Here is a 25,705-nt window from a genome sequence, read left to right on the forward strand (position 1 = left end):
GTAAGGTCAATCCAGCTTCAGCACCTTGGCCAGCACGATCTTCGGCCCTTTCATCTTCTTGATGATGATGCGCAGGCCTTCAACCTCAAGCACTTCTTCCTCTTCAGGGACGCGCTTGAGCGTTTCATACACCAGACCTGCCAGGGTTTCAGCCTCGATGTGGTCCAGGTCGATGCCCAGCAGGCGCTCGACCTTGAACAGCGGCGTGTCACCACGCACCAGCAGCTTGCCCGGCTGGTAGGCGAGGATGCCGCGCTCGGTCTTGCGGTGTTCATCCTGGATATCGCCGACCAGTACTTCCAGCACGTCTTCCATGGTCAGGTAGCCGATTACCTTGCCATCGGCTTCCTCGACCAGCACGAAATGCGCGCCGCCCTTGCGGAACTGCTCCAGCAACTGCGACAGCGGCATATGCCGGGAAACCCGCTCCAGCGGGCGGGCCAGGTCTTCGAGGTCGATGGTTTCGGGCAGGTGGTCGAGTTCGGCCAACTCCAGCAACAGGTCCTTGATGTGCAGCAACCCGGTGAACTCTTCGCGTTCGGCGTCGTAGACCGGGTAACGGCTGAACTTGTGGCGGCGCAGCAGGGCCAGGATCTGCTTGAGCGGCGCGTGCGCGTCGATGCTGACCATGTCCTCGCGGGAGTTGGCCCAGTCGACCACTTCCAGCTCGCCCATTTCCACTGCCGAGGCCAGCACGCGCATGCCCTGGTCGCTCGGGTCCTGGCCACGGCTGGAGTGCAGGATCAGCTTGAGCTCTTCGCGGCTGTAGTGATGCTCGTGGTGCGGGCCAGGCTCACCTTGGCCAGCAATGCGCAGGATGGTGTTGGCGCTGGCATTGAGCAGGTAGATGGCCGGGTACATCGCCCAGTAGAACAGGTACAGCGGCACCGCGGTCCACAGCGACAGCAGCTCGGGCTTGCGGATTGCCCAGGACTTGGGCGCCAGCTCACCGACCACGATGTGCAGGTAAGAGATGACGAAGAAGGCGACGAAGAACGAAATGCCCTTGATCAGCTCTGGCGTGTCCACGCCCATGTAGGCCAGCAGCGGCTCCAGCAGGTGGGCGAACGCCGGCTCGCCGACCCAGCCCAGGCCCAAGGAGGCGAGGGTGATGCCCAGCTGGCAGGCGGACAGGTAGGCGTCGAGCTGGTTGTGCACCTTGCGCAGGATGCTGCCACGCCAGCCGTGCAGTTCGGCGATGGAATCGACGCGGGTTGAGCGCAGCTTGACCATGGCGAACTCGGCGGCAACGAAAAAGCCGTTGAGCAGCACCAGGAGCAAGGCAAAGATGATCATGCCGAAATCGGCGAATAACGAGGTGAGGCTGATACCAGGGGAAGGGTCCATGATGGAGTTTTTACGGGGTCCGTCTTTGAGGAATGGAGAAAAAAAGTGCCAGCACAGGCTGGCACAGGGGATCCAATGTAGCGGTTGAAGCCGCAAAAGCAAAGGGTGATGGTCTTGATGGGGTTGCAGTGCAGCCTTCTCAACCCTTGCCGTTGGCCAATTGTGCCGGCGCAAAGTGACAGGTAAAGGTGCTGCCATGCCCCGGCACGCTGCTGATCTCCAAGCGCCCGCGATGGCGCAGCAGCACATGCTTGACGATCGCCAGGCCCAACCCCGTGCCCCCGGTATTGGACGCCCGGCTGGAGTCGACGCGGTAGAAGCGCTCGGTCAGCCGTGGCAAATGCTTGGCATCGATGCCGATACCCGAATCCTGCACGCTGAGGTGCGCACCCTGGGCATCGGCCCACCAGCGGATACGAATGCTGCCCTCGTCCGGGGTGTACTTGACCGCGTTGAACACCAGGTTTGAGAACGCACTGCGCAGCTCTGCCTCGCTGCCCTTGAGGCTGACGCCGGGTGCGGCTTCCAGGCTGATGCGCTGGTTACGGGGGCCGGACAGCGCCTGGGCATCGCCCTTGATCGACTGCAGCAGGGCATCGACGGGCACGGGCAGGTTGTCGGAGGGGTAGTCGGTGGCCTCCAGCTTGGCCAGCAACAGCAAGTCATTGAGCAGGGTCTGCATGCGTGAACCTTGCTGGCTCATCTGCTGCAGGGCTCGGGTCCAGCGCGGGTTCACATCCTCGACGTTGTCGAGCAAGGTTTCCAGGTAGCCGGTAATCACCGTCAGCGGCGTACGCAACTCATGGGAAACGTTGGCGACGAAGTCCTTGCGCATCTGTTCGAGCTGATGGATGCGGGTGACATCGCGCACCAGCATCAGGTGCTCGTTATTGCCGTAGCGGGTGATGTGCAGCTGCACACGCATCCGGTCATTGATCGGCGAAGGGATTTCCAGCGGTTCGACGTAGTTCTCCGCTTCGAAGTATTCCTTGAAGCGAGGGTGGCGCACCAGGTTGGTCACCTGTTGGCCGCCGTCCTGCGGGGTCTTGAAGCCCAGCAGGGTTTCGGCGGCGCGGTTCCACCATTCCAGGTTGCCGTCGCTGTCGAGCATGATCACCGCGTCGCGCAGCGCGGCAGTGGACTCCTGCACCCGGTCGATCACCGCCTGCAGGCGGCCGCGTACGCGTTGGTCGCGACGTTGCAGGTGGTAGATGCTGTCGAACACTTCGCCCCACAGGCCGTAGCCGTCTGGCGGGGCCTCGTCGGGTTGATGGTTGCGCAGCCAGTCATGCAGGCGCAGCAGCTGCTTGAGGGTCCAACCCAGGTACAGGGCCAGGCCGATGGCCAGGCTCCAGCCGTAATAACCGCTGACCAGCCCGCCGAGCAGGCAGACAGAGATAAGCAGCAGCAGGTGGCGAATCAGGGTCGCGTGCCAGTTCTGGTTCAATTGACGGTCCTTGTACAACGTCGTGCAGCCAGGCGTGCAGGCGTATCAGCTCTTGGTCGAGAAACGGTAGCCAGTGCCGCGGACGGTTTGTACCAGATTTTCGTAGGCTTCACCCAGCGCCTTGCGCAAGCGGCGGATGTGCACGTCGACGGTACGCTCCTCGACATAGACGTTGCCGCCCCAAACCTGGTCCAACAACTGGCCACGGGTGTAGGCGCGCTCCTGGTGGGTCATGAAGAACTGCAGCAGGCGGTATTCGGTGGGGCCCATCTCGGCCGGTTTGCCGTCGATGGTCACGCGGTGGCTGATCGGGTCAAGCAGCAGGCCACCGACTTCGATCGGCGCCTCGCTGTCGCTCGGGCCGGTGCGACGCAGCACGGCTTTCAGGCGGGCGACCAGCTCGCGGGGCGAGAAGGGTTTGGTGATGTAGTCATCGGCGCCCACTTCCAGGCCTTGGATCTTGTTGTCCTCTTCACCTTTGGCGGTGAGCATGATGATCGGGATGTCCCCGGTCAGCTCGTCACGCTTCAGGCGGCGGGCCAGTTCGATGCCCGAGGTGCCCGGCAGCATCCAGTCGAGCAGGATCAGGTCAGGCTTGCGGTCGACGATGATCGCGTGGGCCTGTTGCGAGTTCTCCGCTTCCAGGCAGTCGTAGCCGGCCATTTCCAATGCAACGGCGATCATCTCGCGAATAGGCGCTTCGTCGTCGACGATCAGAATGTTCCTGCCAACCATGCTCAAAACCTCTCCTGGAAAATCGTGTCTGGCCCGCATTAGATAACGGAATTATTGCAGCTGTGTGACAGAGCATTGGCTGTTCTGGCGACATTCCATGACTGGACTAGGCTTGAAAGGGCCGCTGCGGCGGCTATCAGAACTCATTTCCCCGGAAACAATGGTGAATCCAATGACACGACATACGCTGAGCTGGATGGCCCTTCTTGCTGCGCTGGCACTCCCGGGGGTGGCCTCAGCCCACCATGCGATGGAGAAGGATGGCATGTGGGTCGATCATGCCGGCATGACGCTGTACACCTTTGACAAGGACGCTGGGGGCAAGTCGATGTGCAATGGTGATTGCGCAACGAATTGGCCGCCGTTGAAGGTGATGGATGGGGAAAAGGCCGATGGCAAGTGGACAAAGATCAAGCGTGACGATGGCACGATGCAATGGGCCTATGACGGCAAGCCGCTGTACACCTTCGTCAAGGACAAGAAGGCTGGCGATACCACCGGTGACGGCATGAAAGACGTCTGGCACGTGGCCAAGCCGTGACATAGCCGGGGCCGCTGTGCGGCCCTTCGCGGCACAAGGCCGCTCCCACATTGATCGGCGTATGCAGGACTCTGTGTGGGCTTGCCAGCGATGCGGCCGGAACAAGCACCACAAGACAGTTGCTCCCACATTGATCGGCGTATGGAGGACCCTGTGGGAGCGGCCTTGTGCCGCGATGGGCTGCAAAGCAGCCCCAGAAGAGTCAGCGCAGTGCGTAATCCAGCACGACCCCAATGAACACCAGCAATCCCGCCCAGTGATTGTGCAGAAACGCCTTGAAGCACGACTCGCGGTCCAGTTTGCGCGTCGACCAGAACTCCCAGGCAAAGCACAACGCCGCCCCCAGCAGCCCCAGGTGGAACCAGCCGCCCAGCTCGAAGCGGCTCCCGGCCAACAGCAGGCAAGCCAACGACAGCAACTGCAAGGTCAGGATGATCACCCGATCGGCTTCGCCAAACAGGATGGCCGTCGATTTGACGCCGATCTTCAGGTCATCGTCGCGGTCGACCATGGCGTAGTAGGTGTCGTAGCCCACGGTCCACAGCAGGTTGGCGATGTACAGCAGCCAGGCACTGGCCGGCAGCTCGCCCCCGGCAGCGGTGAACGCCATGGGGATACCCCAGGAATACGCGGCGCCCAGCACCACCTGCGGGTAATAGGTGTAGCGCTTCATGAACGGGTAGCAGAACGCCAAGGCCACGGCGCCGAACGACAGCCAGACGGTCCGGCTGTTGGTACACAGCACCAGCAGGAAGCTCACCCCGACCAGGATCGCGAACAGTGCCAGCGCCTCGCGGGGCTTGACCCGGCCGCTGGCCAAGGGGCGGTCGGCGGTGCGTTTGACGTGGCCATCGACCTTGCGGTCGGCAAAGTCATTGATGCAGCAGCCTGCAGCGCGCATCAGCACCACGCCGAGGCCGAAGATCAGCACGTTGGCCAGGGTCGGCGAACCTTGCCCTGCAATCCATACAGCCGACAGGGTCGGCCACAGCAGCAGGTAAATGCCGATGGGGCGGTCCATGCGGCTGAGCTGGACAAAGTCCCAGGCGCGCGGGTGCACGCGGTTGAGCGACTTGAGCAGTTGCAGGTACATCAGCGGTTTTCCTCCTTGGCCGCTTGCCACAGGGCTGGCAGGAACACCTCGGCTACCAGCAGGTCCAGGCCGTCCCGCTCAAAGCGTGAGCGTCGGCCCCAAAGCGCATCATGGCGGGCCTCGGTCGGTAACCAGGCCTGTGGATAACTGCACACTTGCAGGGGGTGGCGAATGAACGCCTGGTCACAGAACAGCAACTCGCCCAGCGAGCGGCTGCCCAGGGTCTCGAGGTCCAGGCCACCGCGCTCCAGGGCACTGCGGCTGGCCACGCTGCGGGCGAACACCCAGGGCTGGCCGTGGCCACGCAGGTACACCTCGCGCACCCAGCCTTGCGCCCCCGGCGCGATGCCCAGGGCCAGGCATTCGTCATCACGCAGTGGCTGCCAGCCTTCCAGCAGCGGGGTGACGGAGAAATGATCGTGGGACAGGCGGGTCAGGCGGCGGGTCAGCGAGCCCTCGTCGAACAGCCAGTCCAGGGTCGGCTGGTCGATCTCGGTCGCCAGCTGTGAATACGGCAGCCACGCGACAGCGGCTGCTTGCGGGGATTCGTACGACACGTCGGTATGCTTGTTACAGCCAGAGAGGCGGCGAGCTTAGCATGATTGCCCCGACTGCTTGCATACTGCTGGCAGGGCCAGTAAAAAGCCCCCAAAGATTGCGCGGCGGCCCCCTGGGGGGCCATCAGCAGCGACACAAGCCCGAGCCTGAAACGAGGAATCCGTACCGATGAAAAAATGGCAATGTATTGTCTGTGGCCTGATCTACGACGAAGCCGAAGGCTGGCCCGACGACGGCATCGCCCCCGGCACCCGCTGGGAAGACGTGCCTGCAGACTGGCTGTGCCCCGACTGCGGCGTCGGCAAGAGCGACTTCGAAATGATCGCCATCGGCTGATCATCCCCTTTTACCACCCTGAGGTAAGCACGACATGACGTCCCCCGTAGTCATCATCGGTACTGGCCTGGCCGGCTACAACCTGGCCCGTGAATTTCGCAAGCTCGATGGCGAGACGCCGCTGCTGTTGATTACCGCCGACGATGGTCGTTCCTACTCCAAGCCCATGCTCTCCACGGGTTTTGCCAAGCTCAAGGATGCCGATGGGTTGTGCATGGCCGAGCCAGGTGCGATGGCCGAGCAGCTCAAGGCCGAAATCCGCACCCACACCCGTATCAGCGGCATCGACCCCGGCCACAAGCGCCTGTGGATCGGCGAAGAGGCCGTGGCCTATCGCGACCTGGTGCTGGCCTGGGGCGCCCAGACCGTGCAGGTGCCGATCGAGGGCGACGCTGGCGGGCAGGTATTCCCGATCAACGACCTGGAGGACTACGCACGCTTTCGCGCCGCCGCTGCTGGCAAGCAGCGCGTGTTGATTCTGGGCGCCGGCCTGATTGGCTGCGAATTCGCCAATGACATGAGCCTGGGCGGGTTCCAGGTCGAGGTGGTGGCCCCGTGCGAGCAGGTGATGCCGACCCTGTTGCACCCAGCCGCCGCCGCTGCCGTGCAGGCCGGGCTTGAAGGCCTTGGCGTGCGCTTCCACCTGGGCCCGGTGCTGACGCGCCTGCAGCAGGTTGCGCAGGGCCTTGAGGCGCACCTGTCCGACGGTAGCGTGATCGCCTGCGACCTGGTGGTTTCAGCCATCGGCTTGCGCCCGCGTACTGATCTGGCCGCCGCTGCTGGCCTGCAGACTAATCGCGGCGTGGTGGTGGACCGGCAGTTGCGCACGTCCCACGCCAATATCTTCGCCCTGGGCGACTGCGCTGAGGTGGACGGCATCAACCTGCTCTATGTGATGCCGCTGATGAGCTGTGCCCGCGCCTTGGCGCAAACCCTGGCCGGCAACCCCACGGCCGTCAGTTACGGGGCGATGCCGATCACCGTGAAGACCCCCGCATGCCCGCTGGTGGTCTCGCCGCCCCCGCAAGGGCACGACGGCAACTGGCAGGTGGAGGGGCAGGGCAGCGACCTCAAGGTGCTCTGCCACGATGCCGACGGCAAGCTGCTGGGCTATGCCCTGACCGGTGCGGCCGTGATGGAAAAGCTGGCGCTGAATCGTCAGTTACCCCCGGTAATGGCGTAAATAGCGGGCGTTCTGTCGGATTTATCCTGTTATTGCCCGCACAATGGCCGCCCAGATACTGGCGCGGCCTCGGTGAGCGTGCCATTCTCACTCCCGTCTGCCGCAGATTAGAGCCTGCGGTGCCTTGAGCGCTGCTCCCAGAGGCAGCACGGCATAACAACAAAAAATCCCGTCAAAGAGGCTTCACTATGCGCAAACCAGAACTCGCCGCTGTCATCGCCGAAAAGGCCGATCTGACCAAGGAAAAGGCCAACGTGGTGCTGAATGCGATCCTCGACAGCATTACCGGTGCGCTGGACAAGGAGACCGTGACCCTGGTCGGTTTCGGCACCTTTGAAAAACGTCACCGTGGTGCGCGTACCGGCAAGAACCCCCAGACCGGCGAGCCGGTGAAGATCAAGGCCAGCAACACCGTAGCCTTCAAGCCAGGCAAGAACCTGCGTGAAAGCGTCGACGTACCGGCCAAGCCAGCCAAGAAAGGCAAGTGATCGAATCCTGACATCCCCAGTGTCGGTTCAGCGGGCGCCCCAGGGCGCCCGTTGTGCTTTCTGTAGGGATATGTTTCGAACTTGCATAAATAGTTCTGGAAGAGGATAAACTGCGCGACTCAGTCATTTTTTATTCGAGGCGCGTTGATGAAGTTCCGCTTTCTTCTCTGGGCGATGGGGCTGTTGATGGCCAGGGCCAGCCGTAACAACCCGGCGTTCAAGCAGCAGCTCAAGGACAAGGATCTGGTATTCCAGATGCAGACCCTGGACGGCAAAATCGCCCGGCACTTCATCGTCAGCGACGAGCGCATCAGCAGCAAAGGTGGCGTGCACCCGCAGCCGGCGTTCGCCATTGCGTTCAAAGATGCCGCTTACGGGTTCGCCACGCTGCAGGCAAGCAACAAGCAGTTGGCCTTCATGCAGGGGATTCAGGACAAGCACATCCAGATCAAGGGCAATCCGGCGTTGGTGATGTGGTTCCAGGGCTTGATGAAGTACCTCAAGCCGAAGAAAAAGCGCTAAGCCTGGCCCTGTAGGAGCAGCCTTGTGCTGCGAAGAGGCCGGTGACTGCAGCGAAGATTCACTGTGTTTTCACCGGCCTCTTCGCAGCGCAAGGCTGCTCCTACAACGGGTGCGCAGGACGCCCCAAGCTATTAGTGCGGGGCGTGAAACTGCGATGCCAGTTCCCGCAGCAGGGTTTCGGCCTCCAGCACCTTGTTCACCACATCCTCGGCCTTCTCCCGAGTCACCCCCAACCGCTCCAGCAGTTCATCGGGTACCTCTTCCTGAGGCCCCGAGCCAATACCGCGCGAACGCAGCAGGCGCGTCGCCAGGCACACCAGGTTGGGGAACGCTGCATAGTCGCCGTCATAAGACGGGTCGTGCTGGAAGCGCAGCGCCGTCGAGAGCTCTTCTGGCATGTCCCACAGCTTCATCAACCACGCGCCGATCTGTTCGCGGTTGATGCCCAGCAGGTGCTGTTCCACATAGGTGTGGCACAGGTGCGGGTTGACCTCCAGGTGCCGGCAGATCAGCGAGAAGTGCGGCGGGAACACGTGCGCCAGCAGCAGATAGCCAAAGTTGTGCAGCAGCCCCGCCAGGTAGGTCAGGCCGGCTTCCGGGCGCTCTGCCCGCGGCATGGCGCGGGTCAGGCCTTCGATGATGGCTGCGGTGTAGATCGACTGCTGCCAATACGGAGTGGCCTGCTGCGGGTGGTCCTTGGGCAGGCTCAGGGTCTTGCCCAGGGCCAGCCCCAAGGCCAGGTTGATGACCAGGTCGAAGCCCAGCACGCGCACGATGGCGTCTTCCACTGAACGGATCTTGCCTGGCGAGGCGTAGTAGGGCGATGCCGCCCAGCTGACCACCTGCGCAGCCAGCGCAGGGTCGGTCTCGACCACGCCGGTGATGTCATCGATGCTGGCGTTGGGGTCTACCCGCAGCTTGATGATTTTCTGCGCCGTGTCGGCCAATGGCGGGATTTCGATGGTTTCTTCCAGGCGCTTCTGGATACGTCGCGCGGTAAAGGCCTGGACCGCCTGGGTGATTTCGTGGGAGTCGTCATCGGGCCGGTCGAGGTTCGGGCTGATGGCCTTCACCTCCTGGCCAAAGCTGCTGGCGCTGGCCTTGGCGAGCATGCGCTTGAAGTTCGCGCGGTCGATTTCCAGCAACAGGCCAGCTTCGCCGGACTGAATCAGCACCGTCTCGCAGTCGAGCAGGCTTTTTTCGTACTGGCACGGCGAGCTGGTCAACGCCGGAATGCCCGGCAGGCGCTTGAGGTGGTGCTTGTCGAGCATCTGCTTGAGCCGGGGGACCGATACGGCGGTCAGCTTGCGGCCGGTCAGCTCGGTCAGGCGATTCAGGTCAAGCAGCTGGCTCTGCGGGAACAACACCATCAGGGCGCCGACTTCGTCGTCGAGGAGCACCGCCTGCACCCGCGAGGCGGCAGGCAATTGCGCATGCTCGAGCACTTCGCGGTAGGTGACGCCAACCTTATCGAGCAGCAGCCGGATAACAGAGGGCGCGTGTGGGGTTGCGGTGTCCAGGGCAACTTCAGTCATGGTCCGTATCCACTAATTCTTTTAAACGCGAAGTATAACCAGTCCCGCCGCAAATCTGGATCCATTGTGGGACTGGCGTCACACTTGGCCGTATTGCTGGCCGTGCCGCAGCCAGCGGTCAAGCAACGGGCTGACATGGTCCGGCCAGCGCGCGATCAGCGCTTGGGCGGCATCACGTACGGCCGGCAGCAGGTCGGCATCACGCATCAGGTCAGCGACCTTGAACTGTAGCAGGCCGGTCTGGCGTGTTCCCAGCATCTCGCCGGGGCCGCGCAGTTCCAGGTCTTTTTCCGCGATGATGAAACCATCGTTGGTTTCACGCATGATCCCCAGGCGTTCGCGGCCGATCTGCGACAGTGGCGGGTGATACAGCAACACGCAGTGGCTCACTGCGCTGCCCCGGCCAACCCGGCCACGCAGCTGGTGCAGTTGGGCCAGGCCCAGGCGTTCGGGGTTCTCGATGATCATCAGGCTGGCATTAGGCACGTCCACCCCCACCTCGATGACCGTGGTTGCCACCAGCAGTTGCAGCTCACCGGCCTTGAACTGGGCCATGATCTCGGCCTTTTCCGCAGGCTTCATGCGCCCGTGGATAAGGCCGACGCGTAGCTCGCCCAAGGCGCTGCCAAGCTCTTCATAGGTGCTCTCGGCCGCCTGGCAGGTCAGCTCTTCGGATTCTTCGATCAGGGTGCACACCCAATAGGCCTGACGCCCCTCGGCACAGGCGGCGCGTACCCGCTCGACCACCTCGAAGCGGCGGCTGTCGGCCACCAGCACGGTGTTCACCGGCGTACGCCCGGGTGGCAGTTCGTCGAGGACCGAGGTGTCGAGGTCGGCGTAGGCGCTCATCGCCAAGGTCCGAGGGATCGGCGTCGCAGTCATGATCAGCTGGTGCGGGCACAGCTCGCCGGCCACACCTTTTTTGCGCAGGGCCAGGCGTTGCTGCACACCGAACCGGTGCTGCTCATCGATGATCGCCAGGGCCAGGTGCTTGAATTTGACCTCTTCCTGGAACAGCGCATGGGTGCCCACCACCATCGGTGCACCGTTGGCGATTTGCTCCAGCGAGCTGGCCCGGGCCTTGCCCTTGAGCTTGCCGGCCAGCCATGCCACCTCGATGCCCAGCGGTTCGAGCCAGCGCTTGAAGGTAATGAAGTGCTGTTCGGCGAGGATCTCGGTGGGGGCCATCAACGCCACCTGGTAACCAGCCTCCAGCGCTTGCAGTGCCGCCAGTGCAGCGACCACCGTTTTACCGGCCCCGACATCGCCCTGTACCAGGCGCATCATGGGCTCGGCCTGGGCCAGGTCGTAGGCAATTTCGTTGGCCACCCGTTGCTGGGCGCCGGTCGGCTTGAAGCCCAGGTTGGCCAGGTATTGCGCCGGCAACCGGCTGGCCTTGGGCAGTACGGGGGCACGCAGGCTGCGCAGGCTCTCGCGCAGGCGTTGCTGCGACAGCTGGTGGGTCAGCAGCTCTTCGAACGCCAGGCGGTGTTGAGCCCAATGCTGGCCTTCGGCAAGCTCGTCGAGGTCGGCATCGGCCGGCGGGTTGTGCAGGTAGCGGATGGCATCGTCCAACGGCGCCAACTGGTAGTCCCGGGCCAGCTCATCGGGCAGCCAGTCGGGCAGGCTGCGCGGGCCGAGCATGCCCAGGCTCTGCTGGCAGAGCAGGCGCAGGCGTTGCTGGGTGAGGCCTTCGGTGGACGGGTAGATCGGCGTCAGGGTCTGTTCCACCGGGGGCGGAGGCTCGTCGCCGTTGAGCGCCCGGTACTCCGGGTGGTAGATCTCCAGGCCAGAGGCGCCGGGGCGTGCTTCGCCATAGCAGCGCAGGTGCGTGCCGCGTTTCAGGCCTTCTTTTTGCGCATTGCTGAAGTGATAGAAGCGCAGGCTCAATACGCCGCTGCCGTCACCCAGGCGCACCACGAGGCTGCGGCGCTTGCCCATGGTGACGTCCGCACCGCTTACTACACCTTCGATCACGGCATCCTGCCCCGGGCGCAGCTCGCCAATGGGCACCACACGGGTGCGGTCCTGGTAGCGCAGGGGCAGGTGGAACAGTATGTCCTGCAGGTTCTCCAGGCCAACCTTGGCGAGTTTTTCCGCCATGGCATCGCCGACCCCTTTGAGCACCGTGACCGGGACCTTCGACAGCTCACTCATGACTCAGGCCGGCTGTTCCACAGGAGGTTTGGCGACCGAGCAGAGGCGGATCGAGTCAGCGAGGATCTCGATGGCCTTGGGCCGCGGGAAGCTGGCACGCCAGGCGATGGCCACGGTGCGGAACGGTGCTGGCGCAGTCAGCGGGCGCACTTCGATGATGCCTGGCGCGTAATGGTGGCTGTGCACTGCCGACAGCGGCAGGATCGAGACGCCAAGGCCCGAGGCAACCATGTGCCGAATGGTTTCCAGGGAGCTGGATTCCACCGTGGTGTGCCGGGAGCCTTCGCCGCCTTTGTTCAATGTCGGGCAGGCTTCCAGGACCTGGTCGCGGAAGCAGTGGCCTTCACCGAGCAGCAGCAGGCTCTTGTCGTTGAGCATGGCGGTGTCGATGGTCTTTTTGGCCGTCCATGGGTGGTCGGCAGGCATCAAAGCGCAGAATGGCTCATCGTACAGCGGCAGGGTCAGCACGTCGGCTTCGTTGAACGGCAGGGCGATGATCACTGCGTCGAGTTCGCCGTTGCGCAGTTTTTCGCGCAGTACGTGGGTGAAGTTCTCTTCGATGTACAGCGGCATCTGCGGCGCCACACGGTGCAGCTGCGGGATCAGGTGCGGGAACAGATAAGGGCCGACGGTATAGATGGCACCGACCTTGAGCGGGGCAGTCAGCTGGTTTTTGCCGGCCTGGGCCAGCTCGCGGATGCCTTGGGCCTGTTCCAGTACCTTCTGCGCCTGGGCGACGATGCTTTCACCGACCGGGGTCAGGCGCACTGCGCTCTTGCTGCGCTCGAAGATCAGCACGCCAAGCTCGTCCTCGAGCTTCTTCACACCGACCGACAGGGTCGGTTGGCTCACGTGGCAACGTTCGGCCGCGTGGCCGAAATGTTGTTCCTGGGCGAGTGTGACGATGTAGCGTAATTCTGTGAGGGTCATAACGTGCGTCCATGAAGTTGCGAGCCCAGCATAGCGGCTGCAATCGATAGACGCACGTTATCAGACTTGCCGATTTGTGACAGAAACAAAAGTCTCAGCGGCGGTCCAGCGAGTAGACGAACGGCGCCACGACTTCGATCGTGCCGTTGTTCAACAACTCGGGTGGCGGCTTGGGTACCGTGCCGGCACGACGGATCATTTCCAGGGTCGCCCGGTCCAGCGCCGCGCTGCCCGAACCACCGGCCATGGCGTACGACACCACCTTGCCTTCGGCATCGACCACGAAGCGCAGGCGGTTGATGCCCTGCAGGCCGCGACGACGCGCGTCTTCCGGGTAACGCTTGTACTTGGCCAAGTGGCGCAGCAGGTCACTCTGCCAGGTAGGCAGGGCGTTGCTGTTGGACGCAATGCTCGGTGCCGGTGCCGCGGACTTCTGCGGCGGCGTGTTGCTTGGCGGTGCGTCTACCACGCTTTCGGTCGGCGGCGCTTCCTTCGGCGGCTCAGGCTTTTTCTCGGGCTTGGGCGGCTGGGGCTTGGCCTTCGGCTTGGGCGGCTTGGCGATGGCGATCTTGGGTTTAGGGGCTTCCACCAGCTTGGGCAACGGCAGTTCTTCAACCGGTGCCGGCGGCTGTGGGACGGCTTTTGGAGGAGGTGGTGGCGCAGGCTCCGGCAACGGTGCCAGCTCGACCATCATGGCTGCCGGCGGCAGCTCGATGGCCTGAGGCACCGACCAATTGAGCGTGAGCAGCACAGCGACGGCATGGACACCCAGCACAAGTGCCAGGCTGCCGCTGTAACGCGCCAGATTGTGCCGCGTCTTCGTCATTTCTTGGCTGCCGTCTCGAGACCTACCAGACCGACTTTCAAATAGCCGGCCGCGCGCATGTTGTTCATCACTTCCATCAGGTCACCGTAATCCACGCCCTTGTCGGCCTGGAAGAAGATGGTGGTTTCCTTGTCGCCCTTGGTCTTGGCATCGAGCATCGGGCCAAGCTGGTCGGGGGCAGGGACCTGATCGTCGCCGACATACAGCTTCTGGTCGGCCTTGACGCTGACGAACACCGGTTTCTCGGGCCTCGGCGCTGGCTTGGCGGTCGAGGCCGGCAGGTCGACTTTGATGTCGACCGTGGCCAGGGGCGCCGCCACCATGAAGATGATCAGCAGTACCAGCATCACGTCGATAAACGGCGTAACGTTGATTTCGTGGTTTTCGGCGAGGTCGTCGCCACCTTCGTTGAGATGCAGGCCCATGGCTTACCCCACTTTCACCATGTGCGGGGCGGCGCGCTCGCTGCCTTGGTGGTCCAGGTCACGGCTGACCAGCAGCAGCACCTGGGCAGAAGCGTCAGACACCTGAGCCTTGTAGCCGGTAATGGAGCGGGCGAAGACGTTGTAGATGACCACTGCCGGGATTGCTGCAACCAGGCCCAAGGCGGTTGCCAGCAGGGCTTCGGCGATGCCTGGGGCAACCACTGCCAGGTTGGTGGTTTGGGTCTTGGCGATGCCGATGAAGCTGTTCATGATGCCCCACACGGTGCCGAACAGGCCGACGAAAGGTGCGGTCGAACCAATGGTGGCGAGCACGCCGGTGCCGCTGCTCATGTTGCGGCCGCTGGCGGCTACCAGGCGCTCAAGGCGGAAGGCGACGCGCTCCTTGATGCCCTCTTTTTCACGTGCATTGGTCGACAGGCGCATCTCTTCGAGCGCATCGTGGACCAAGGTGTGAGCCAAGGTGCCTTCCTTGTTCGAGACGTCGCTGGCTTCCTTGAGGCTGGCGGATTTCTTCAGCTGGGCGATCTCGCCGCGCAGACGACGCTTGGCGCCCATCAGCTCGAAGCCCTTGGCAATCCAGATGGTCCACGTGATGATCGAGGCGATGGCCAGGCCGATCATGACGATCTTCACCACGATGTCGGCGTTTTTGTACATGCCCCATGGGGACAGGTCGTGCGCCATGCCCAGGGACGTATCTTCGACCAGTGCTTCGACGCTTGGGTCTACAGCGGCTGGCGCATCGGCCGGGGCGTTGGCGACAGGTGCCGAGCCGTCTGCAGCTGGGGCAGCAGCGGTGTTAGCTGGGGCAGTAGCGGCAGCCGGGGTGCTGGCGTTGGCTGTTGGCTCATCGGCCATGGCCACTGGGGCCAGCACCAGGCTGAACATCAGCGCGGCAATGGCACGCCAGGCGCGCGACGGGGTTGGCGAAGCGGAGGGTTGAGTACGTGTCATGCTGGCCGGACCTGATGAAGAAAAAGAGTGAACGTTCTCCAAGGCCTCGAGATAGGCCGAGAACAGATAGGGGCGCCATTATTGCAAGTAATTCTTGTTAACAAAAGTAATCTTGTTGCTTTTTTCACCTAAGGTCTAGCCACTCATCGTGTAGCGTGGCGGGTTTGATCAACTGGTCTAGGGAGTTTTGAGATGTCAGACCTTTCAGCAATGGTCGTAGGTTGTGGTGATGTGGGCGGCCGTCTGGCCCAGCAATTGCTGGCCCGCGGCTGGCAGGTGAGTGGCCTGCGCCGCGCGGTCGAGCACCTGCCAGCGGGTGTTGTGCCGGTGGCTGCCGACCTGGCCGAACCCACCATCCCGCCAGCGTGGCCACAGCGAGCGCCGGACTACCTGGTGTACTGCGTGGCGGCCAGCCAGCACGACGAGGCGGGGTATCAGTCGGCCTATGTCGACGGGTTGCGCCATGTGCTGGCCTGGCTTGCCGAACGTGATCAGCACCCGCGTCGCTTGCTGTTTGTGTCCAGCAGCAGCGTGCTTGCGCAAAAAGACGGCGAGTGGGTCGACGAGACGGCTGCCACCGAGCCGGAAGGGTACTCTGGCCGGATCATGCTCGACGCCGAGCGCTTGGCGCTGGCCAGTGGTATCCCGGCAAGCGTGGTGCGCTTGACCGGCATCTACGGGCCGGGCCGTGAATGGCTACTGAGCCAGGTGCGTCAGGGCTACCGTGTGGCTGAAGAGCCGCCGCTGTATGGCAACCGTATTCATGCCGAAGACGCCGCAAGCTTGCTGGCTTATCTGCTGCAGGCCGATGCCGACGGCGTGGCGCTGGATGACTGCTATATAGGTGTCGATGACGACCCGGCGCCGCTGGCCGATGTGGTGGGCTGGTTGCGTGGGTACCTGGGCGTTACCGAGTGGTCGGATGAGCAGCGGGTACGCCGTACGGGCAGCAAGCGCTGCAGCAATGCCCGTGTGCGGGCGTTGGGCTGGGTGCCAGAGTACCCCAGTTACAAAGAAGGGTATGCGGCGATTCTGCAGGGTAAGGGGTGAGTCTACCGGCCTCTTCGCGGGTAAACCCGCTCCCACAGGGTGAGCGCTGATTCTGTTGTCAGCGGGGTACCTGTGGGAGCGGGGTTACCCGCGAAAGGGCCGGCGTGACGGGTAGAGATCCTGGCAGGCCTCAGTCCTTCTCCAGCACCCATTGCCGAGCACCGGCCGCCAATACCGGCATTTCATCCGGCTTCGCGCGGTTAACGGCCTGGAAAATCTCCAGCGTGTCGCCATCACGCTTGATGATAAACGGCGCGCCGCGCTGTTTGCGCTCTAGCCACAGGCTGTCGTTGCTACCGCCCATGGTCGCGCAATCGCCGGCCAGGCACAGGGCAAAACGGTCCGGGCCAGGCAGGCCACTGACGTTGCCGGTGTCGCTGAAGCGAACGGCGGTGCCTTTGCCCTGGCCGTCGATGATTTTCCATTCACCGCCCAGGTAGGCCTGGTACAGCGCCTTCTCGAAGCTGCCACCCAGCGGTGCATTGCCGGGTTGCTTGACGCGCACGAAGGTTTGTTCGGTACCGGACTGCGCGGTGGTTTTCAGCTCGTCGCCATCCAGCGCCAGCTGCTCGGTCTGGCCGTCCTGGAAGCTGGCCAGCCATTGCTTCTCGTTGGCGCTCAACTGGCCGTCGGCCGCCTCGAAGCCATTGCTGAAGCTGGCCTGTTGGTGAGCCACGTCGAGTTTCCACTCGAACACAGGGCCGTGCTCATTCAGTGCCTGACGCAGGCTGCCACTTTTGACGGCGGCTTTGATGGCGTCCTGGTTGATCCAGGTGCCGTTGAAGTCTTCGGGTTTATGGCTGGCGCAACCGCTCAGAAGCAGGGCTGCCAGCGCGAGGGGCAGTGCTTGACGCATGGTGGGTAACCTTGGGGAGAGAAGGTGACGGGCAGGGCGCCCGTCACCAGGGGCATCACTCGATGACCAGGATCGCGTCCATCTCGACCTGGGAGCCTTTTGGCAGCGCGGCAACGCCAATGGCGGCGCGGGCTGGGTAAGGCTGTTCGAAGTAACGGCCCATCACTTCGTTGACCTTGGCGAAGTGGCTCAGGTCGGTGAGGAAGATGTTCAGCTTGACGATGTCTTTGAACGAGCCACCCGCGGCTTCAGCCACAGCCTTGAGGTTCTCGAAGACCTGCACGGTCTGGGCCTCGAAGCCTTCGACCAGTTCCATGGTCTTGGGGTCCAGTGGGATCTGGCCCGACATGTACACGGTGTTGCCGGCCTTGATTGCCTGGGAGTAGGTACCGATGGCGGCAGGGGCCTTGTCGCTGTTGATGACGGACTTGCTCATGATGACTCCTTGCGGTTGGCGGACTACGTACGCATGCGGGTGATGCGGACCACACCGGTCAAGGTACGCAGCTTCTTGATCACTCGTGCCAGGTGCACGCGGTCGTGCACGCTGACCACCAGTTGGACCACGCTGATACGGCCGTCGCGTTCGTCCATGCTGATCTTCTCGATGTTGCCGTCGGCGGCATTCACGCTGCTGGCCAGCAGCGCAATCAGGCCGCGCTGGTGCTCCAGCTCGACACGCAGCTCGACATTGAATTCGCCAGCGATGTCCTTGGCCCAGGAGAGCTGCACGCACTTCTCTGGGTTGTGGCGAATTTCACTGATGTTGCGGCAGTTCTCCAGGTGCACGACCATGCCTTTGCCCGCCGACAGGTGGCCGACGATCGGGTCACCGGGGATCGGCGTGCAGCATTTGGCGTAGCTGAGCACCAGGCCTTCGGTACCGCGAATGGCCAGCGGGCCTTCCGGCGTTGGCAGTTGCTCGCCTTCGGCCGACAGCAGGCGCCGCGCGACCACATAGGCCATGCGGTTGCCCAGGCCGATGTCTTCGAGCAGGTCCTCGATAAGCTCCAGGCGGTACTCGGCGAGAATCGCCTGAATGCGCTCCTGCGGGATCTTTTCGAGGCTGCTGTCGAAGCCGGTCAGCACCTTGTTCAGCAGGCGTTCGCCGAGGCTGATGGACTCGGAGCGGCGCTGTTGCTTGAGGGCGTGGCGAATGTGCGTGCGTGCCTTGCCGGTGACCACGAAGTTGAGCCAGGCCGGGTTCGGCCGGGCGCCCGGCGCGCTGACGATCTCTACCGTCGAACCGCTTTGCAGGGGCTCAGACAGGGGCGCCAGGCGGCGGTTGATGCGGCAGGCGATGCAACTGTTGCCCACGTCGGTGTGCACCGCATAGGCGAAGTCGACGGCCGTGGAGCCTTTCGGCAGCTCCATGATCCGGCCCTTGGGCGTAAAGACATAGACCTCGTCCGGGAACAGGTCGATCTTCACGCTCTCGATGAATTCCAGCGAGTTGCCCGCGCGCTGCTGCAGTTCGAGGATGCCCTTGACCCACTGGCGTGCCCGCGCGTGGCTGCCTTTTGGCTGCTCGTCGTCGTTGGACTTGTACAGCCAGTGGGCGGCGATGCCGTTGTTGGCCATCTCTTCCATCTCGCGGGTGCGGATCTGGATTTCGATGGGCACGCCGTGCATGCCGAACAGCGTAGTGTGCAGCGACTGGTAGCCGTTGGCCTTGGGGATCGCGATGTAGTCCTTGAAGCGACCGGGCAGCGGCTTGTACAGGTTGTGCACGGCGCCGAGCACGCGGTAGCAGGTGTCGACCTTGTCGACGATGATGCGGAAGGCATACACGTCCATGATCTCGTTGAAGGCGCGGCGCTTGCCGCGCATCTTCTTGTAGATGCCATAGAGGTGTTTCTGCCGGCCGCTGACCTCGCCCTGGATGCCGTCGGCAGCCAGGCAGTTGGCCAGCGATTGTTCGATTTTAGCGACGATCTCTTTGCGGTTGCCGCGGGCGCTCTTGACCGCCCGGTGAATCAGCGACGAACGCATTGGGTGCATGGCCTTGAAGCCAAGGTCTTCGAATTCGACGCGCACGGTGTGCATGCCCAGCCGGTTGGCGATGGGGGCGTAGATTTCGAGGGTTTCCTTGGCAATGCGCCGGCGTTTTTCACCGGACAGCACTTCCAGCGTGCGCATGTTGTGCAGGCGGTCGGCCAGCTTGACCAGGATCACGCGGATATCGCGCGCCATGGCCATGGCCATTTTCTGGAAGTTCTCGGCCTGCGCCTCGGCCTTGGTCTCGAAGTTCATCTGGGTCAGCTTGCTGACCCCATCGACCAGTTCGGCAACCGTCTCGCCAAATTGCTGGCAGAGGGCTTCCTTGGCGATGCCGGTGTCTTCGATCACATCGTGCAGCATGGCGGCCATCAGGCTCTGATGGTCCATGTGCATGTCGGCGAGGATGCTGGCCACGGCCAGCGGGTGGGTCACGTAGGGCTCGCCGCTGCGGCGGCGCTGCCCGTCGTGGGCCTGCTCGGCGTAGAAATAGGCGCGCCGAACCAGGTTGACCTGCTCGGGGCCCAGGTAGGTCGACAGCCGTTCGGCTAAGGCTTCTATACCCGGCATGGGTTCACCTCTTGCAGAGGAAGAGGGCCTTGTGCCGCGCGACGTCGACCTGGCATCAATCAGACAGCCTCGTTGGACTCGTCCTCGAACGCGGCGAAGACCGGATCCTCGGTGACGATCTCTTCAGCAGCGATGAACTCGTTGGTGACGATGCCTTCGGCGATTTCACGCAGGGCAACAACGGTCGGCTTGTCGTTTTCCCACGCGACGCGTGGCTCTTTGCCGCCGGTCGCCAGCTGACGGGCGCGCTTGGTCGAGAGCATGACCAGCTCAAAGCGGTTATCCACGTGTTCCAGGCAGTCTTCAACAGTTACGCGGGCCATGGTCTTCCTCAGTAGCAATTGCGGTGGGCGTGCAGCCCAATATGGGCAGGCGGACTCGATAGTATAAAAATTCACCAGCCAATAGGGAAGCGCTGTTTTGCCACGCGCGGATCAGGCCAGCCCCTGTGGGGGCGGGTTTAGCCGCGAAAGGGCCGCAACAGACACCCTCCTCTTGTATCTCACAACATCGCGTCGCGCAACCGCGGGGTCAATTCCTCGAACAATGTTTGCACCGAGCGCAACGCCCGGCAATCGGGCCGGGTCAACAGCCACAGCTGGGTGTCGCAACCGGGCAGCGGGCCGCTCAGCGCATCGACGCCAGGCAAGGCATGCACCATGTAGTCGGGCAGCGCCGCCACGCCCAGCCCGGTGCTGACCAGTTGCGCAATGGTCGACATGCCGCTGCATTGGTAGCGCGGGCTCAACCCAGGGTATTGCTGGTTGCGCCAGACCACGGTCGGGTGGTCCTGCATCGAGTCGTCCGGGGCAATCCACGGCACGCTGCTGGCCGACTCGGTCAGCCGTTCGCGCCACTGCGGCTGGCCGCAGATCACGTAGGAGGTCGAGCCCAGGCAGCGGCCTACCAAGTGTTCGGGGGGCGTATTGGTCAGGCGCAGGGCGATGTCGGCATCGCGCCGGCTGAGGTTGGCGAAGGTGTTGGAGGTGCCCATTTCCAGCGACAACGCCGGGTAATTGGGCATGAAGTCGGCCAATGCCGGCAGCAGCAGGCTGTGCATTACCGCCTCGGTGCAGGTCAGCCGCACCGTGCCGCTGACCACCTGTTCGCCGCTGGTCATGGCGATGCGCGCGGCTTCCAGGGCCTGTTCGGCGCGCTCGGCCTGCTCAGCCAGAGCCTGGGCGGTGTCGGTGGGCAGGTAGCCTTTACGGCTTTTGACGAACAGCGCGGTGCCCAGTGCCGACTCGAGGCGACGGATCGAGCGGAACACCGTCGAGACGTCCACCTTGAGCAGTTCGGCAGCCTTGGCCAACGAACGGCCGCGTTCCAGGGCCAGGACCAGGGAGAGGTCGGCGTGGGTAATCTGATATTGCATTGATGCACGCTCTGCTTGCCGAAATGCCAATGTCTGTTGCGTTGAGGCCATTTTATAGTGGAACCGCCCCTGGGAATCAATGCGCCCGGTCGGGCAACCAATCCCCACGATGGGAAAGTGAAAAAAACAACAGCTGCAACCATCGTCGCCCGTGAGGCGCCAGCCGTATCCCCACATCGCCGCAGCAAATCAAAGGATGTACACCATGACGTCGGTCACCCCGTGCGCCAGTTCTTCCAGCGAGATGAAAGACTTCCTCCAGGCCCATCCGGATACGCAGTATGTCGATCTGCTGATCTCCGACATGAATGGCGTGGTACGCGGCAAGCGCATCGAGCGGGCCAGCCTGCACAAGGTGTACGAAAAAGGCATCAACCTGCCGGCGTCACTGTTTGCCCTCGACATCAACGGTTCGACCGTTGAAAGCACCGGCCTGGGCCTGGACATTGGCGATGCCGACCGCATCTGCTACCCGATCCCCGGCACCCTGTGCAACGAGCCGTGGCAGAAACGCCCGACCGCTCAACTGCTGATGACCATGCACGAGATCGAAGGCCAGCCTTTCTTCGCCGACCCGCGCGAAGTGCTGCGCCAGGTGGTAAGCAAGTTCGACGACCTGGGCCTGGATATCTGCGCCGCGTTCGAACTTGAGTTCTACCTGATCGACCAGGACAACCTCAACGGCCGTCCGCAACCGCCGCGCTCGCCTATTTCGGGCAAGCGGCCGCAGTCGACCCAGGTGTACCTGATCGACGACCTCGACGAATACGCCGACTGCCTGCAAGACATGCTCGAAGCGGCCAAGGAGCAAGGCCTGCCGGCCGATGCCATCGTCAAGGAAAGCGCCCCGGCGCAGTTCGAGGTCAACCTGCACCACGTTGCCGACCCGCTGAAGGCCTGCGACTACGCGATCCTGCTCAAGCGCCTGATCAAGAACGTGGCCTACGACCATGAGATGGACACCACCTTCATGGCCAAGCCCTACCCGGGCCAGGCGGGCAACGGACTGCACGTGCACATTTCGCTGCTGGACAAGAAAACCGGCAAGAACATCTTTGCCAGCAGTGACCCGCTGGAAAGCGACGCGCTGCGCCACGCCATCGGTGGCGTGCTGGAGACCATGCCGGCGTCGATGGCCTTCCTTTGCCCGAACATCAACTCGTACCGCCGCTTCGGCGCGCAGTTCTATGTGCCCAACGCGCCGAGCTGGGGCCTGGACAACCGCACCGTCGCGGTTCGCGTGCCGACCGACAGCAGCGAGAACGTGCGCATCGAGCACCGTGTGGCCGGCGCTGACGCCAACCCTTACCTGATGCTCGCGGCCATTCTCGCCGGTATTCACCACGGCCTGACCAGCAAGGTCGAGCCGGGTGAGCCGATTGAAGGCAACTCGTACGAACAACTGGAACAGAGCCTGCCGAACAACCTGCGCGATGCCCTGCGCGCGCTGGATGACAGCGAAGTGCTCAATCAATACATCAGCCCGGATTACATCGATATCTTCGTCGCCTGCAAGGAAAGCGAGCTGGCCGAGTTTGAAGTGTCGATCTCCGACCTCGAGTACAACTGGTACCTGCACACGGTGTAAGCCCATGAGCGCAAATGCGGTCCCCTTGATCGGTATCAGCGCCTGCCGCCAGCAGGTGGGGAAGAACTCGTCGCACACGGTGGGCGACAAGTATGTCGAGGCGGCCGGCTTTGCCGGGCTGCCGCTGATTTTGCCGGCGCGCGACGGGGGCAGTGATACCCCCGCGCTGCTGGCCCAGCTCGACGGCATTCTTTTTACCGGCTCGCCTTCAAATATCGAACCGCATCATTACAATGGCGCCCCCAGCACGGAGGGTACCCGGCATGATCGCGCGCGCGATCGCCTGACCCTGCCGCTGCTGCAGGCGGCGATTGCCGCCGGTGTGCCGGTGTTCTGCATTTGCCGTGGGTTCCAGGAATTGAATGTGGCCCTTGGCGGCACCTTGCACCAGCGTGTGCAGGAGCTGCCTGGCTACCTTGACCACCGCGAACCTGAGGACGCACCCCTGGAGGTGCAATACGGCCCTCGTCACCCCGTTGGCATCGCGCCTGGCGGGTTGTTCGAGCGCCTGGGCCTGGCTGCGCAATTCGAGGTCAACTCGTTGCACAGCCAGGGCATCGACCGCTTGGCCCGTGGGCTGCGCGTCGAGGCGCGGGCCCCGGATGGCCTGATCGAAGCGGTGTCGATGCCAGATGCGCCGGGCTTCGTGCTTGGCGTGCAGTGGCACCCCGAATGGCGTTTTGCCGAAAACCCGGTCTCCCGGCGCCTTTTCCAGGCGTTTCGCGAGGCCTGTATTGCCCATGCTGCACGGGAGGGTACGCGCCAGAAGGCATTCTGACGTCACCCGAAGGTCTCGGATGACGCACCCCCTGTTGCAAGCTTTCAATGAGTGAAAGCGGGCCTTGTACACAAGGCCCGCGAAAACAATTCCAAAATTTACGGCACATACTCATGAGCGATTACACAGAAGCCGGCCGCCCACCCGATGTGGCGGCCGACGCGGGCAACACCCAGCGCAGCAAGGGCTTGGCCAAAGGCCGCCTGGGCTTGTTGGCCAGCGTGGTGCTGGGCATTTCCACCATCGCCCCGGTCTATACCCTGACCGGCGCGCTTGGCCCAACCGTGCGAGAGGTCGGTGCCCACCTGCCTGCGGTATTCATCGTCGGCTTCCTGCCGATGCTGCTGGTCGCCCTTGGCTATCGCGAGTTGAACTCGGCAGAGCCGGACAGCGGCACCTCGTTCACCTGGTCGGCGCGCGCCTTTGGCCCGATGATCGGCTGGATCGGGGGCTGGGGGCTGGTGGTCGCCACCACCATCGTGCTGTCGAACCTGGCAGGCGTGGCGGTCGACTTCTTCTACCTGTTCCTGGGGCAGATCACCGGCAACCATGGCCTGGCGGCCTTGGCGGATAACCTGCTGATCAACATCAGTACCTGTTGCGTGTTCATCGCCCTGGCGGTGTGGATATGCTGTCGCGGCATAGCCACCACCATGACGGTGCAGTATGGCCTGGTGGCCCTGCAGTTGCTGGTGTTGATCGGCTTTGCCTTCGCCGCCTTCGGTGGCACCACTGCGCCGCCACCGCTGGAATTCGATTTCGCCTGGTTCAACCCGTTCGGTGTCGAGTCGTTCTCGGCCTTTGCCGCGGGGCTTTCACTGTCGATCTTCATCTTCTGGGGCTGGGACACCTGCCTGACCGTCAGCGAAGAGTCGGTGGGCAGCGAAGAGGTGCCGGGCAAGGCCGCCACCTGGACCGTGATGTTGATCCTCGGCCTGTACCTATTCACCGCCATCGCCACCCTGCAGTTTGCCGGTATCAGCGAAACGGGCCTGGGCCTGAACAACCCGCGCATCCAGGAGAACGTCTTTGCCCACCTGGCCGGCCCGGTCATGGGGCCGCTGGCGATCCTGATGTCCATCGCCGTGCTGGCCAGCACCGCAGCGTCGCTGCAGTCGACCTTCGTGGCACCGGCGCGCACCCTGTTGGCCATGGGTTACTACGGTGCGGTACCGCCTAAGTTCGCCAGCGTTTGCCCGCGTTCGCAAACCCCGCGCTATGCCACCATCTGCGCCGGCCTGGCCGCCGGCCTGTTCTACGTGACCATGCGTACCCTGAGCGAGAACGTGCTGGCCGACACCATCACCGCGCTGGGCATGATGATCTGCTTCTACTATTCGCTGACTGCGTTTGCCTGCGTCTGGTACTTCCGCGACAGCCTGTTCGACAGCGTGCGCCACTTCGTCATGCGCGGCCTGTGCCCGCTGGTCGGTGGGGTCATCTTGTCGGTGATCTTCGCGCGTACCGCGATCGACAGCGCCTCGCCAGACTTCGGCAGCGGCTCGCATGTGGGTGGGCTGGGGCTGGTGTTCGTGATTGCCGCGATCATTTCGGTGCTTGGCATCGGGCTGATGCTGCTGTCGCGGATGCGGGCGCCGGCGTACTTCCTGGGGGCGACCCTGCGTCAGCAGGCGACCCTGCCGCTGGCGGAGTAATGCAGAGGGGCGCTTTGCGCCCCATTCGCAGCACAAGGCTGCTCCTACATCCTTGCCTTTGTAGGAGCAGCCTTGTGCTGCGAATGGGCTGCAAAGCAGCCCCGCTCCGTCTCTCAGGAAAGCAGTTCTTTCAGCAGCCCACCGTGGCGCTGCTGTTGCTTCTTCAACTGCAGGCGGTTCGAGCGGAACACCGCCTTCAACTCCTCCAGCGCGACGCCGAAGTCATCATTGATGATCAGGTAGTCGTACTCGTCGTAGTGCACCATCTCGCTGACCGCTTCTTTCATGCGCCCGGCGATGATCTCCTCACTGTCCTGCCCACGCCCATCCAGGCGCTGACGCAGCGCTTCCTGGCTGGGTGGCAGGATGAACACCGAGAGTGCCTCGGGCATCAGCTTGCGCACCTGCTGGGCACCTTGCCAGTCGATTTCCAGGATCAGGTCGAAGCCCTGGTCGAGGGTCTGCTGCAGCGCGCTGCGCGAGGTGCCGTAGAAGTTGCCGAATACTTCGGCATGCTCGAGGAAGTCGCCTTGCTCGATCAGTGCCTTGAATTCTTCGTGCACGACGAAGTGGTAGTTCACCCCGTGCTGCTCACCCGGGCGCATGGCGCGGGTGGTGTGCGAGACCGAGACGCGGATTTGCTTGTCGTCCTGGGTCAGGGCCGTTACCAGGCTGGTCTTGCCGGCACCCGAAGGGGCCGAAACGATGTAGAGGGTGCCGCTGCTGTGATTCATGGT

The 25,705-nt window shown here is 63.2% G+C and carries 26 protein-coding genes; 9 read left to right on the plus strand and 17 right to left on the minus strand.

Annotated features, from left to right (window positions below):
* Positions 1-6: 6 nt before the first annotated feature.
* From OO306_RS19375 to phoB, 3 genes are all read right to left on the minus strand, one after another.
* Entirely contained in the window at positions 7-1,347 is a 1,341-nt protein-coding gene (locus OO306_RS19375; RefSeq protein WP_027592132.1) for a hemolysin family protein, read from the minus strand.
* Positions 1,348-1,486: 139 nt separating this feature from the next.
* Positions 1,487-2,794, minus strand: coding sequence for a phosphate regulon sensor histidine kinase PhoR (gene phoR / locus OO306_RS19380; RefSeq protein ID WP_027592133.1), 1,308 nt, complete (start codon positions 2,792-2,794; stop codon positions 1,487-1,489).
* A gap of 45 nt (positions 2,795-2,839) precedes the next feature.
* On the minus strand, positions 2,840-3,529 hold the full coding sequence (gene phoB, locus OO306_RS19385; protein WP_003253341.1) for a phosphate regulon transcriptional regulator PhoB: 690 nt from the start codon (positions 3,527-3,529) through the stop codon (positions 2,840-2,842).
* 172 nt (positions 3,530-3,701) lie between these two features.
* On the opposite strand from phoB, the gene OO306_RS19390 reads away from it, so the two are divergent.
* Positions 3,702-4,070 carry a hypothetical protein gene (locus OO306_RS19390; protein WP_238210105.1) on the plus strand — a complete coding sequence of 123 codons (369 nt, stop codon included), beginning with the start codon at positions 3,702-3,704 and terminating at the stop codon, positions 4,068-4,070.
* A 202-nt stretch (positions 4,071-4,272) separates the two neighbouring features.
* On the opposite strand, the gene ubiA is transcribed toward OO306_RS19390, so the two are convergent.
* Together ubiA and OO306_RS19400 are read right to left on the minus strand one after the other, a co-directional pair.
* Positions 4,273-5,163 (minus strand): 4-hydroxybenzoate octaprenyltransferase, encoded by an 891-nt coding sequence (gene ubiA / locus OO306_RS19395; RefSeq protein ID WP_027592135.1) that lies wholly within the window; start codon positions 5,161-5,163, stop codon positions 4,273-4,275.
* Positions 5,163-5,720, minus strand: a complete 558-nt coding sequence (locus OO306_RS19400) for a chorismate lyase (RefSeq protein WP_027592136.1) — start codon at positions 5,718-5,720, stop codon at positions 5,163-5,165. Before OO306_RS19400 ends, ubiA begins: the two co-directional genes overlap by 1 nt.
* Positions 5,721-5,889: 169 nt before the next feature.
* On the opposite strand from OO306_RS19400, the gene OO306_RS19405 reads away from it, so the two are divergent.
* The 4 genes from OO306_RS19405 (at position 5,890) to OO306_RS19420 (ending at position 8,250) form a co-directional block, all read left to right on the plus strand.
* Positions 5,890-6,057: a rubredoxin gene (locus tag OO306_RS19405; RefSeq protein WP_027592137.1), complete on the plus strand. Its 168-nt coding sequence runs from the start codon at positions 5,890-5,892 to the stop codon at positions 6,055-6,057.
* A 34-nt stretch (positions 6,058-6,091) separates the two neighbouring features.
* A complete protein-coding gene (locus tag OO306_RS19410) occupies positions 6,092-7,240 on the plus strand; it encodes an NAD(P)/FAD-dependent oxidoreductase (RefSeq protein WP_099430808.1) in 1,149 nt (382 codons plus the stop codon).
* Positions 7,241-7,428: 188 nt separating this feature from the next.
* Positions 7,429-7,728, plus strand: a complete 300-nt coding sequence (locus OO306_RS19415) for an HU family DNA-binding protein (RefSeq protein ID WP_265969647.1) — start codon at positions 7,429-7,431, stop codon at positions 7,726-7,728.
* Between the two features lie 147 nt (positions 7,729-7,875).
* Positions 7,876-8,250 (plus strand): helicase, encoded by a 375-nt coding sequence (locus OO306_RS19420; RefSeq protein ID WP_027592140.1) that lies wholly within the window; start codon positions 7,876-7,878, stop codon positions 8,248-8,250.
* Between the two features lie 131 nt (positions 8,251-8,381).
* Here OO306_RS19420 and OO306_RS19425 read toward each other — a convergent pair whose 3' ends face one another.
* From OO306_RS19425 to exbB, 6 genes are all read right to left on the minus strand, one after another.
* Complete coding sequence (locus tag OO306_RS19425; RefSeq protein ID WP_099430806.1) at positions 8,382-9,785, minus strand: aminoacyl-tRNA deacylase and HDOD domain-containing protein; 1,404 nt, start codon at positions 9,783-9,785, stop codon at positions 8,382-8,384.
* A 78-nt stretch (positions 9,786-9,863) separates the two neighbouring features.
* Positions 9,864-11,942, minus strand: a complete 2,079-nt coding sequence (gene recG, locus OO306_RS19430; RefSeq protein ID WP_027592142.1) for an ATP-dependent DNA helicase RecG — start codon at positions 11,940-11,942, stop codon at positions 9,864-9,866.
* 3 nt (positions 11,943-11,945) lie between these two features.
* Positions 11,946-12,872, minus strand: coding sequence for a hydrogen peroxide-inducible genes activator (locus tag OO306_RS19435; protein WP_027592143.1), 927 nt, complete (start codon positions 12,870-12,872; stop codon positions 11,946-11,948).
* Positions 12,873-12,966: 94 nt separating this feature from the next.
* Positions 12,967-13,698: an energy transducer TonB gene (locus OO306_RS19440; protein ID WP_027592144.1), complete on the minus strand. Its 732-nt coding sequence runs from the start codon at positions 13,696-13,698 to the stop codon at positions 12,967-12,969.
* Positions 13,695-14,123: a TonB system transport protein ExbD gene (exbD, locus tag OO306_RS19445; RefSeq protein WP_013974803.1), complete on the minus strand. Its 429-nt coding sequence runs from the start codon at positions 14,121-14,123 to the stop codon at positions 13,695-13,697. The genes OO306_RS19440 and exbD overlap by 4 nt, the downstream gene beginning before the upstream one ends.
* Positions 14,124-14,126: 3 nt before the next feature.
* Positions 14,127-15,098, minus strand: coding sequence for a tonB-system energizer ExbB (gene exbB, locus OO306_RS19450; protein WP_265969648.1), 972 nt, complete (start codon positions 15,096-15,098; stop codon positions 14,127-14,129).
* 192 nt (positions 15,099-15,290) lie between these two features.
* On the opposite strand from exbB, the gene OO306_RS19455 reads away from it, so the two are divergent.
* On the plus strand, positions 15,291-16,148 hold the full coding sequence (locus tag OO306_RS19455) for an NAD-dependent epimerase/dehydratase family protein (RefSeq protein WP_265969649.1): 858 nt from the start codon (positions 15,291-15,293) through the stop codon (positions 16,146-16,148).
* Between the two features lie 130 nt (positions 16,149-16,278).
* Here the strand turns inward: OO306_RS19455 and OO306_RS19460 are convergent, their stop codons facing one another.
* From OO306_RS19460 to OO306_RS19480, 5 genes are all read right to left on the minus strand, one after another.
* The gene (locus OO306_RS19460) at positions 16,279-17,004 is read right to left on the minus strand and encodes a hypothetical protein (protein ID WP_099430803.1); all 726 of its coding nucleotides are present in this window, start codon (positions 17,002-17,004) and stop codon (positions 16,279-16,281) included.
* 55 nt (positions 17,005-17,059) lie between these two features.
* Complete coding sequence (locus OO306_RS19465; RefSeq protein ID WP_027592149.1) at positions 17,060-17,440, minus strand: RidA family protein; 381 nt, start codon at positions 17,438-17,440, stop codon at positions 17,060-17,062.
* Positions 17,441-17,463: 23 nt separating this feature from the next.
* Positions 17,464-19,572 carry a bifunctional GTP diphosphokinase/guanosine-3',5'-bis pyrophosphate 3'-pyrophosphohydrolase gene (gene spoT / locus OO306_RS19470; RefSeq protein WP_027592150.1) on the minus strand — a complete coding sequence of 703 codons (2,109 nt, stop codon included), beginning with the start codon at positions 19,570-19,572 and terminating at the stop codon, positions 17,464-17,466.
* 59 nt (positions 19,573-19,631) lie between these two features.
* The gene (rpoZ, locus tag OO306_RS19475) at positions 19,632-19,895 is read right to left on the minus strand and encodes a DNA-directed RNA polymerase subunit omega (protein ID WP_012312123.1); all 264 of its coding nucleotides are present in this window, start codon (positions 19,893-19,895) and stop codon (positions 19,632-19,634) included.
* Between the two features lie 179 nt (positions 19,896-20,074).
* Complete coding sequence (locus tag OO306_RS19480; RefSeq protein WP_027592151.1) at positions 20,075-20,947, minus strand: LysR family transcriptional regulator; 873 nt, start codon at positions 20,945-20,947, stop codon at positions 20,075-20,077.
* A 205-nt stretch (positions 20,948-21,152) separates the two neighbouring features.
* On the opposite strand from OO306_RS19480, the gene OO306_RS19485 reads away from it, so the two are divergent.
* The 3 genes from OO306_RS19485 to OO306_RS19495 all read left to right on the plus strand — a co-directional run bounded on the left by OO306_RS19485 (position 21,153) and on the right by OO306_RS19495 (position 24,968).
* The gene (locus OO306_RS19485; RefSeq protein ID WP_027592152.1) at positions 21,153-22,535 is read left to right on the plus strand and encodes a glutamine synthetase family protein; all 1,383 of its coding nucleotides are present in this window, start codon (positions 21,153-21,155) and stop codon (positions 22,533-22,535) included.
* Positions 22,536-22,539: 4 nt separating this feature from the next.
* Entirely contained in the window at positions 22,540-23,313 is a 774-nt protein-coding gene (locus OO306_RS19490) for a gamma-glutamyl-gamma-aminobutyrate hydrolase family protein (protein ID WP_265969650.1), read from the plus strand.
* A gap of 113 nt (positions 23,314-23,426) precedes the next feature.
* On the plus strand, positions 23,427-24,968 hold the full coding sequence (locus tag OO306_RS19495) for an APC family permease (protein ID WP_027592154.1): 1,542 nt from the start codon (positions 23,427-23,429) through the stop codon (positions 24,966-24,968).
* 113 nt (positions 24,969-25,081) lie between these two features.
* Here the strand turns inward: OO306_RS19495 and gmk are convergent, their stop codons facing one another.
* Positions 25,082-25,702, minus strand: coding sequence for a guanylate kinase (gene gmk / locus OO306_RS19500; protein ID WP_027592155.1), 621 nt, complete (start codon positions 25,700-25,702; stop codon positions 25,082-25,084).
* Between the last annotated feature and the right edge of the window lie 3 nt (positions 25,703-25,705).

The organism is Pseudomonas sp. DCB_AW, from assembly GCF_026240895.1.
GTDB lineage: Bacteria > Pseudomonadota > Gammaproteobacteria > Pseudomonadales > Pseudomonadaceae > Aquipseudomonas > Aquipseudomonas kermanshahensis.

Excerpts from the sequence above, each read along its gene's own strand:
- OO306_RS19375 (WP_027592132.1), bottom strand. The coding sequence starts at position 1,347 with ATGGACCCTTCCCCTGGTATCAGCCTCACCTCGTTATTCGCCGATTTC.
- phoB (WP_003253341.1), bottom strand. The coding sequence starts at position 3,529 with ATGGTTGGCAGGAACATTCTGATCGTCGACGACGAAGCGCCTATTCGC.
- OO306_RS19390 (WP_238210105.1), top strand. The coding sequence starts at position 3,702 with ATGACACGACATACGCTGAGCTGGATGGCCCTTCTTGCTGCGCTGGCA.
- ubiA (WP_027592135.1), bottom strand. The coding sequence starts at position 5,163 with ATGTACCTGCAACTGCTCAAGTCGCTCAACCGCGTGCACCCGCGCGCC.
- OO306_RS19405 (WP_027592137.1), top strand. The coding sequence starts at position 5,890 with ATGAAAAAATGGCAATGTATTGTCTGTGGCCTGATCTACGACGAAGCC.
- OO306_RS19410 (WP_099430808.1), top strand. The coding sequence starts at position 6,092 with ATGACGTCCCCCGTAGTCATCATCGGTACTGGCCTGGCCGGCTACAAC.
- OO306_RS19415 (WP_265969647.1), top strand. The coding sequence starts at position 7,429 with ATGCGCAAACCAGAACTCGCCGCTGTCATCGCCGAAAAGGCCGATCTG.
- OO306_RS19420 (WP_027592140.1), top strand. The coding sequence starts at position 7,876 with ATGAAGTTCCGCTTTCTTCTCTGGGCGATGGGGCTGTTGATGGCCAGG.
- OO306_RS19425 (WP_099430806.1), bottom strand. The coding sequence starts at position 9,785 with ATGACTGAAGTTGCCCTGGACACCGCAACCCCACACGCGCCCTCTGTT.
- recG (WP_027592142.1), bottom strand. The coding sequence starts at position 11,942 with ATGAGTGAGCTGTCGAAGGTCCCGGTCACGGTGCTCAAAGGGGTCGGC.
- OO306_RS19435 (WP_027592143.1), bottom strand. The coding sequence starts at position 12,872 with ATGACCCTCACAGAATTACGCTACATCGTCACACTCGCCCAGGAACAA.
- OO306_RS19440 (WP_027592144.1), bottom strand. The coding sequence starts at position 13,698 with ATGACGAAGACGCGGCACAATCTGGCGCGTTACAGCGGCAGCCTGGCA.
- exbD (WP_013974803.1), bottom strand. The coding sequence starts at position 14,123 with ATGGGCCTGCATCTCAACGAAGGTGGCGACGACCTCGCCGAAAACCAC.
- exbB (WP_265969648.1), bottom strand. The coding sequence starts at position 15,098 with ATGACACGTACTCAACCCTCCGCTTCGCCAACCCCGTCGCGCGCCTGG.
- OO306_RS19455 (WP_265969649.1), top strand. The coding sequence starts at position 15,291 with ATGTCAGACCTTTCAGCAATGGTCGTAGGTTGTGGTGATGTGGGCGGC.
- OO306_RS19460 (WP_099430803.1), bottom strand. The coding sequence starts at position 17,004 with ATGCGTCAAGCACTGCCCCTCGCGCTGGCAGCCCTGCTTCTGAGCGGT.
- OO306_RS19465 (WP_027592149.1), bottom strand. The coding sequence starts at position 17,440 with ATGAGCAAGTCCGTCATCAACAGCGACAAGGCCCCTGCCGCCATCGGT.
- spoT (WP_027592150.1), bottom strand. The coding sequence starts at position 19,572 with ATGCCGGGTATAGAAGCCTTAGCCGAACGGCTGTCGACCTACCTGGGC.
- rpoZ (WP_012312123.1), bottom strand. The coding sequence starts at position 19,895 with ATGGCCCGCGTAACTGTTGAAGACTGCCTGGAACACGTGGATAACCGC.
- OO306_RS19480 (WP_027592151.1), bottom strand. The coding sequence starts at position 20,947 with ATGCAATATCAGATTACCCACGCCGACCTCTCCCTGGTCCTGGCCCTG.
- OO306_RS19485 (WP_027592152.1), top strand. The coding sequence starts at position 21,153 with ATGACGTCGGTCACCCCGTGCGCCAGTTCTTCCAGCGAGATGAAAGAC.
- OO306_RS19490 (WP_265969650.1), top strand. The coding sequence starts at position 22,540 with ATGAGCGCAAATGCGGTCCCCTTGATCGGTATCAGCGCCTGCCGCCAG.
- OO306_RS19495 (WP_027592154.1), top strand. The coding sequence starts at position 23,427 with ATGAGCGATTACACAGAAGCCGGCCGCCCACCCGATGTGGCGGCCGAC.
- gmk (WP_027592155.1), bottom strand. The coding sequence starts at position 25,702 with ATGAATCACAGCAGCGGCACCCTCTACATCGTTTCGGCCCCTTCGGGT.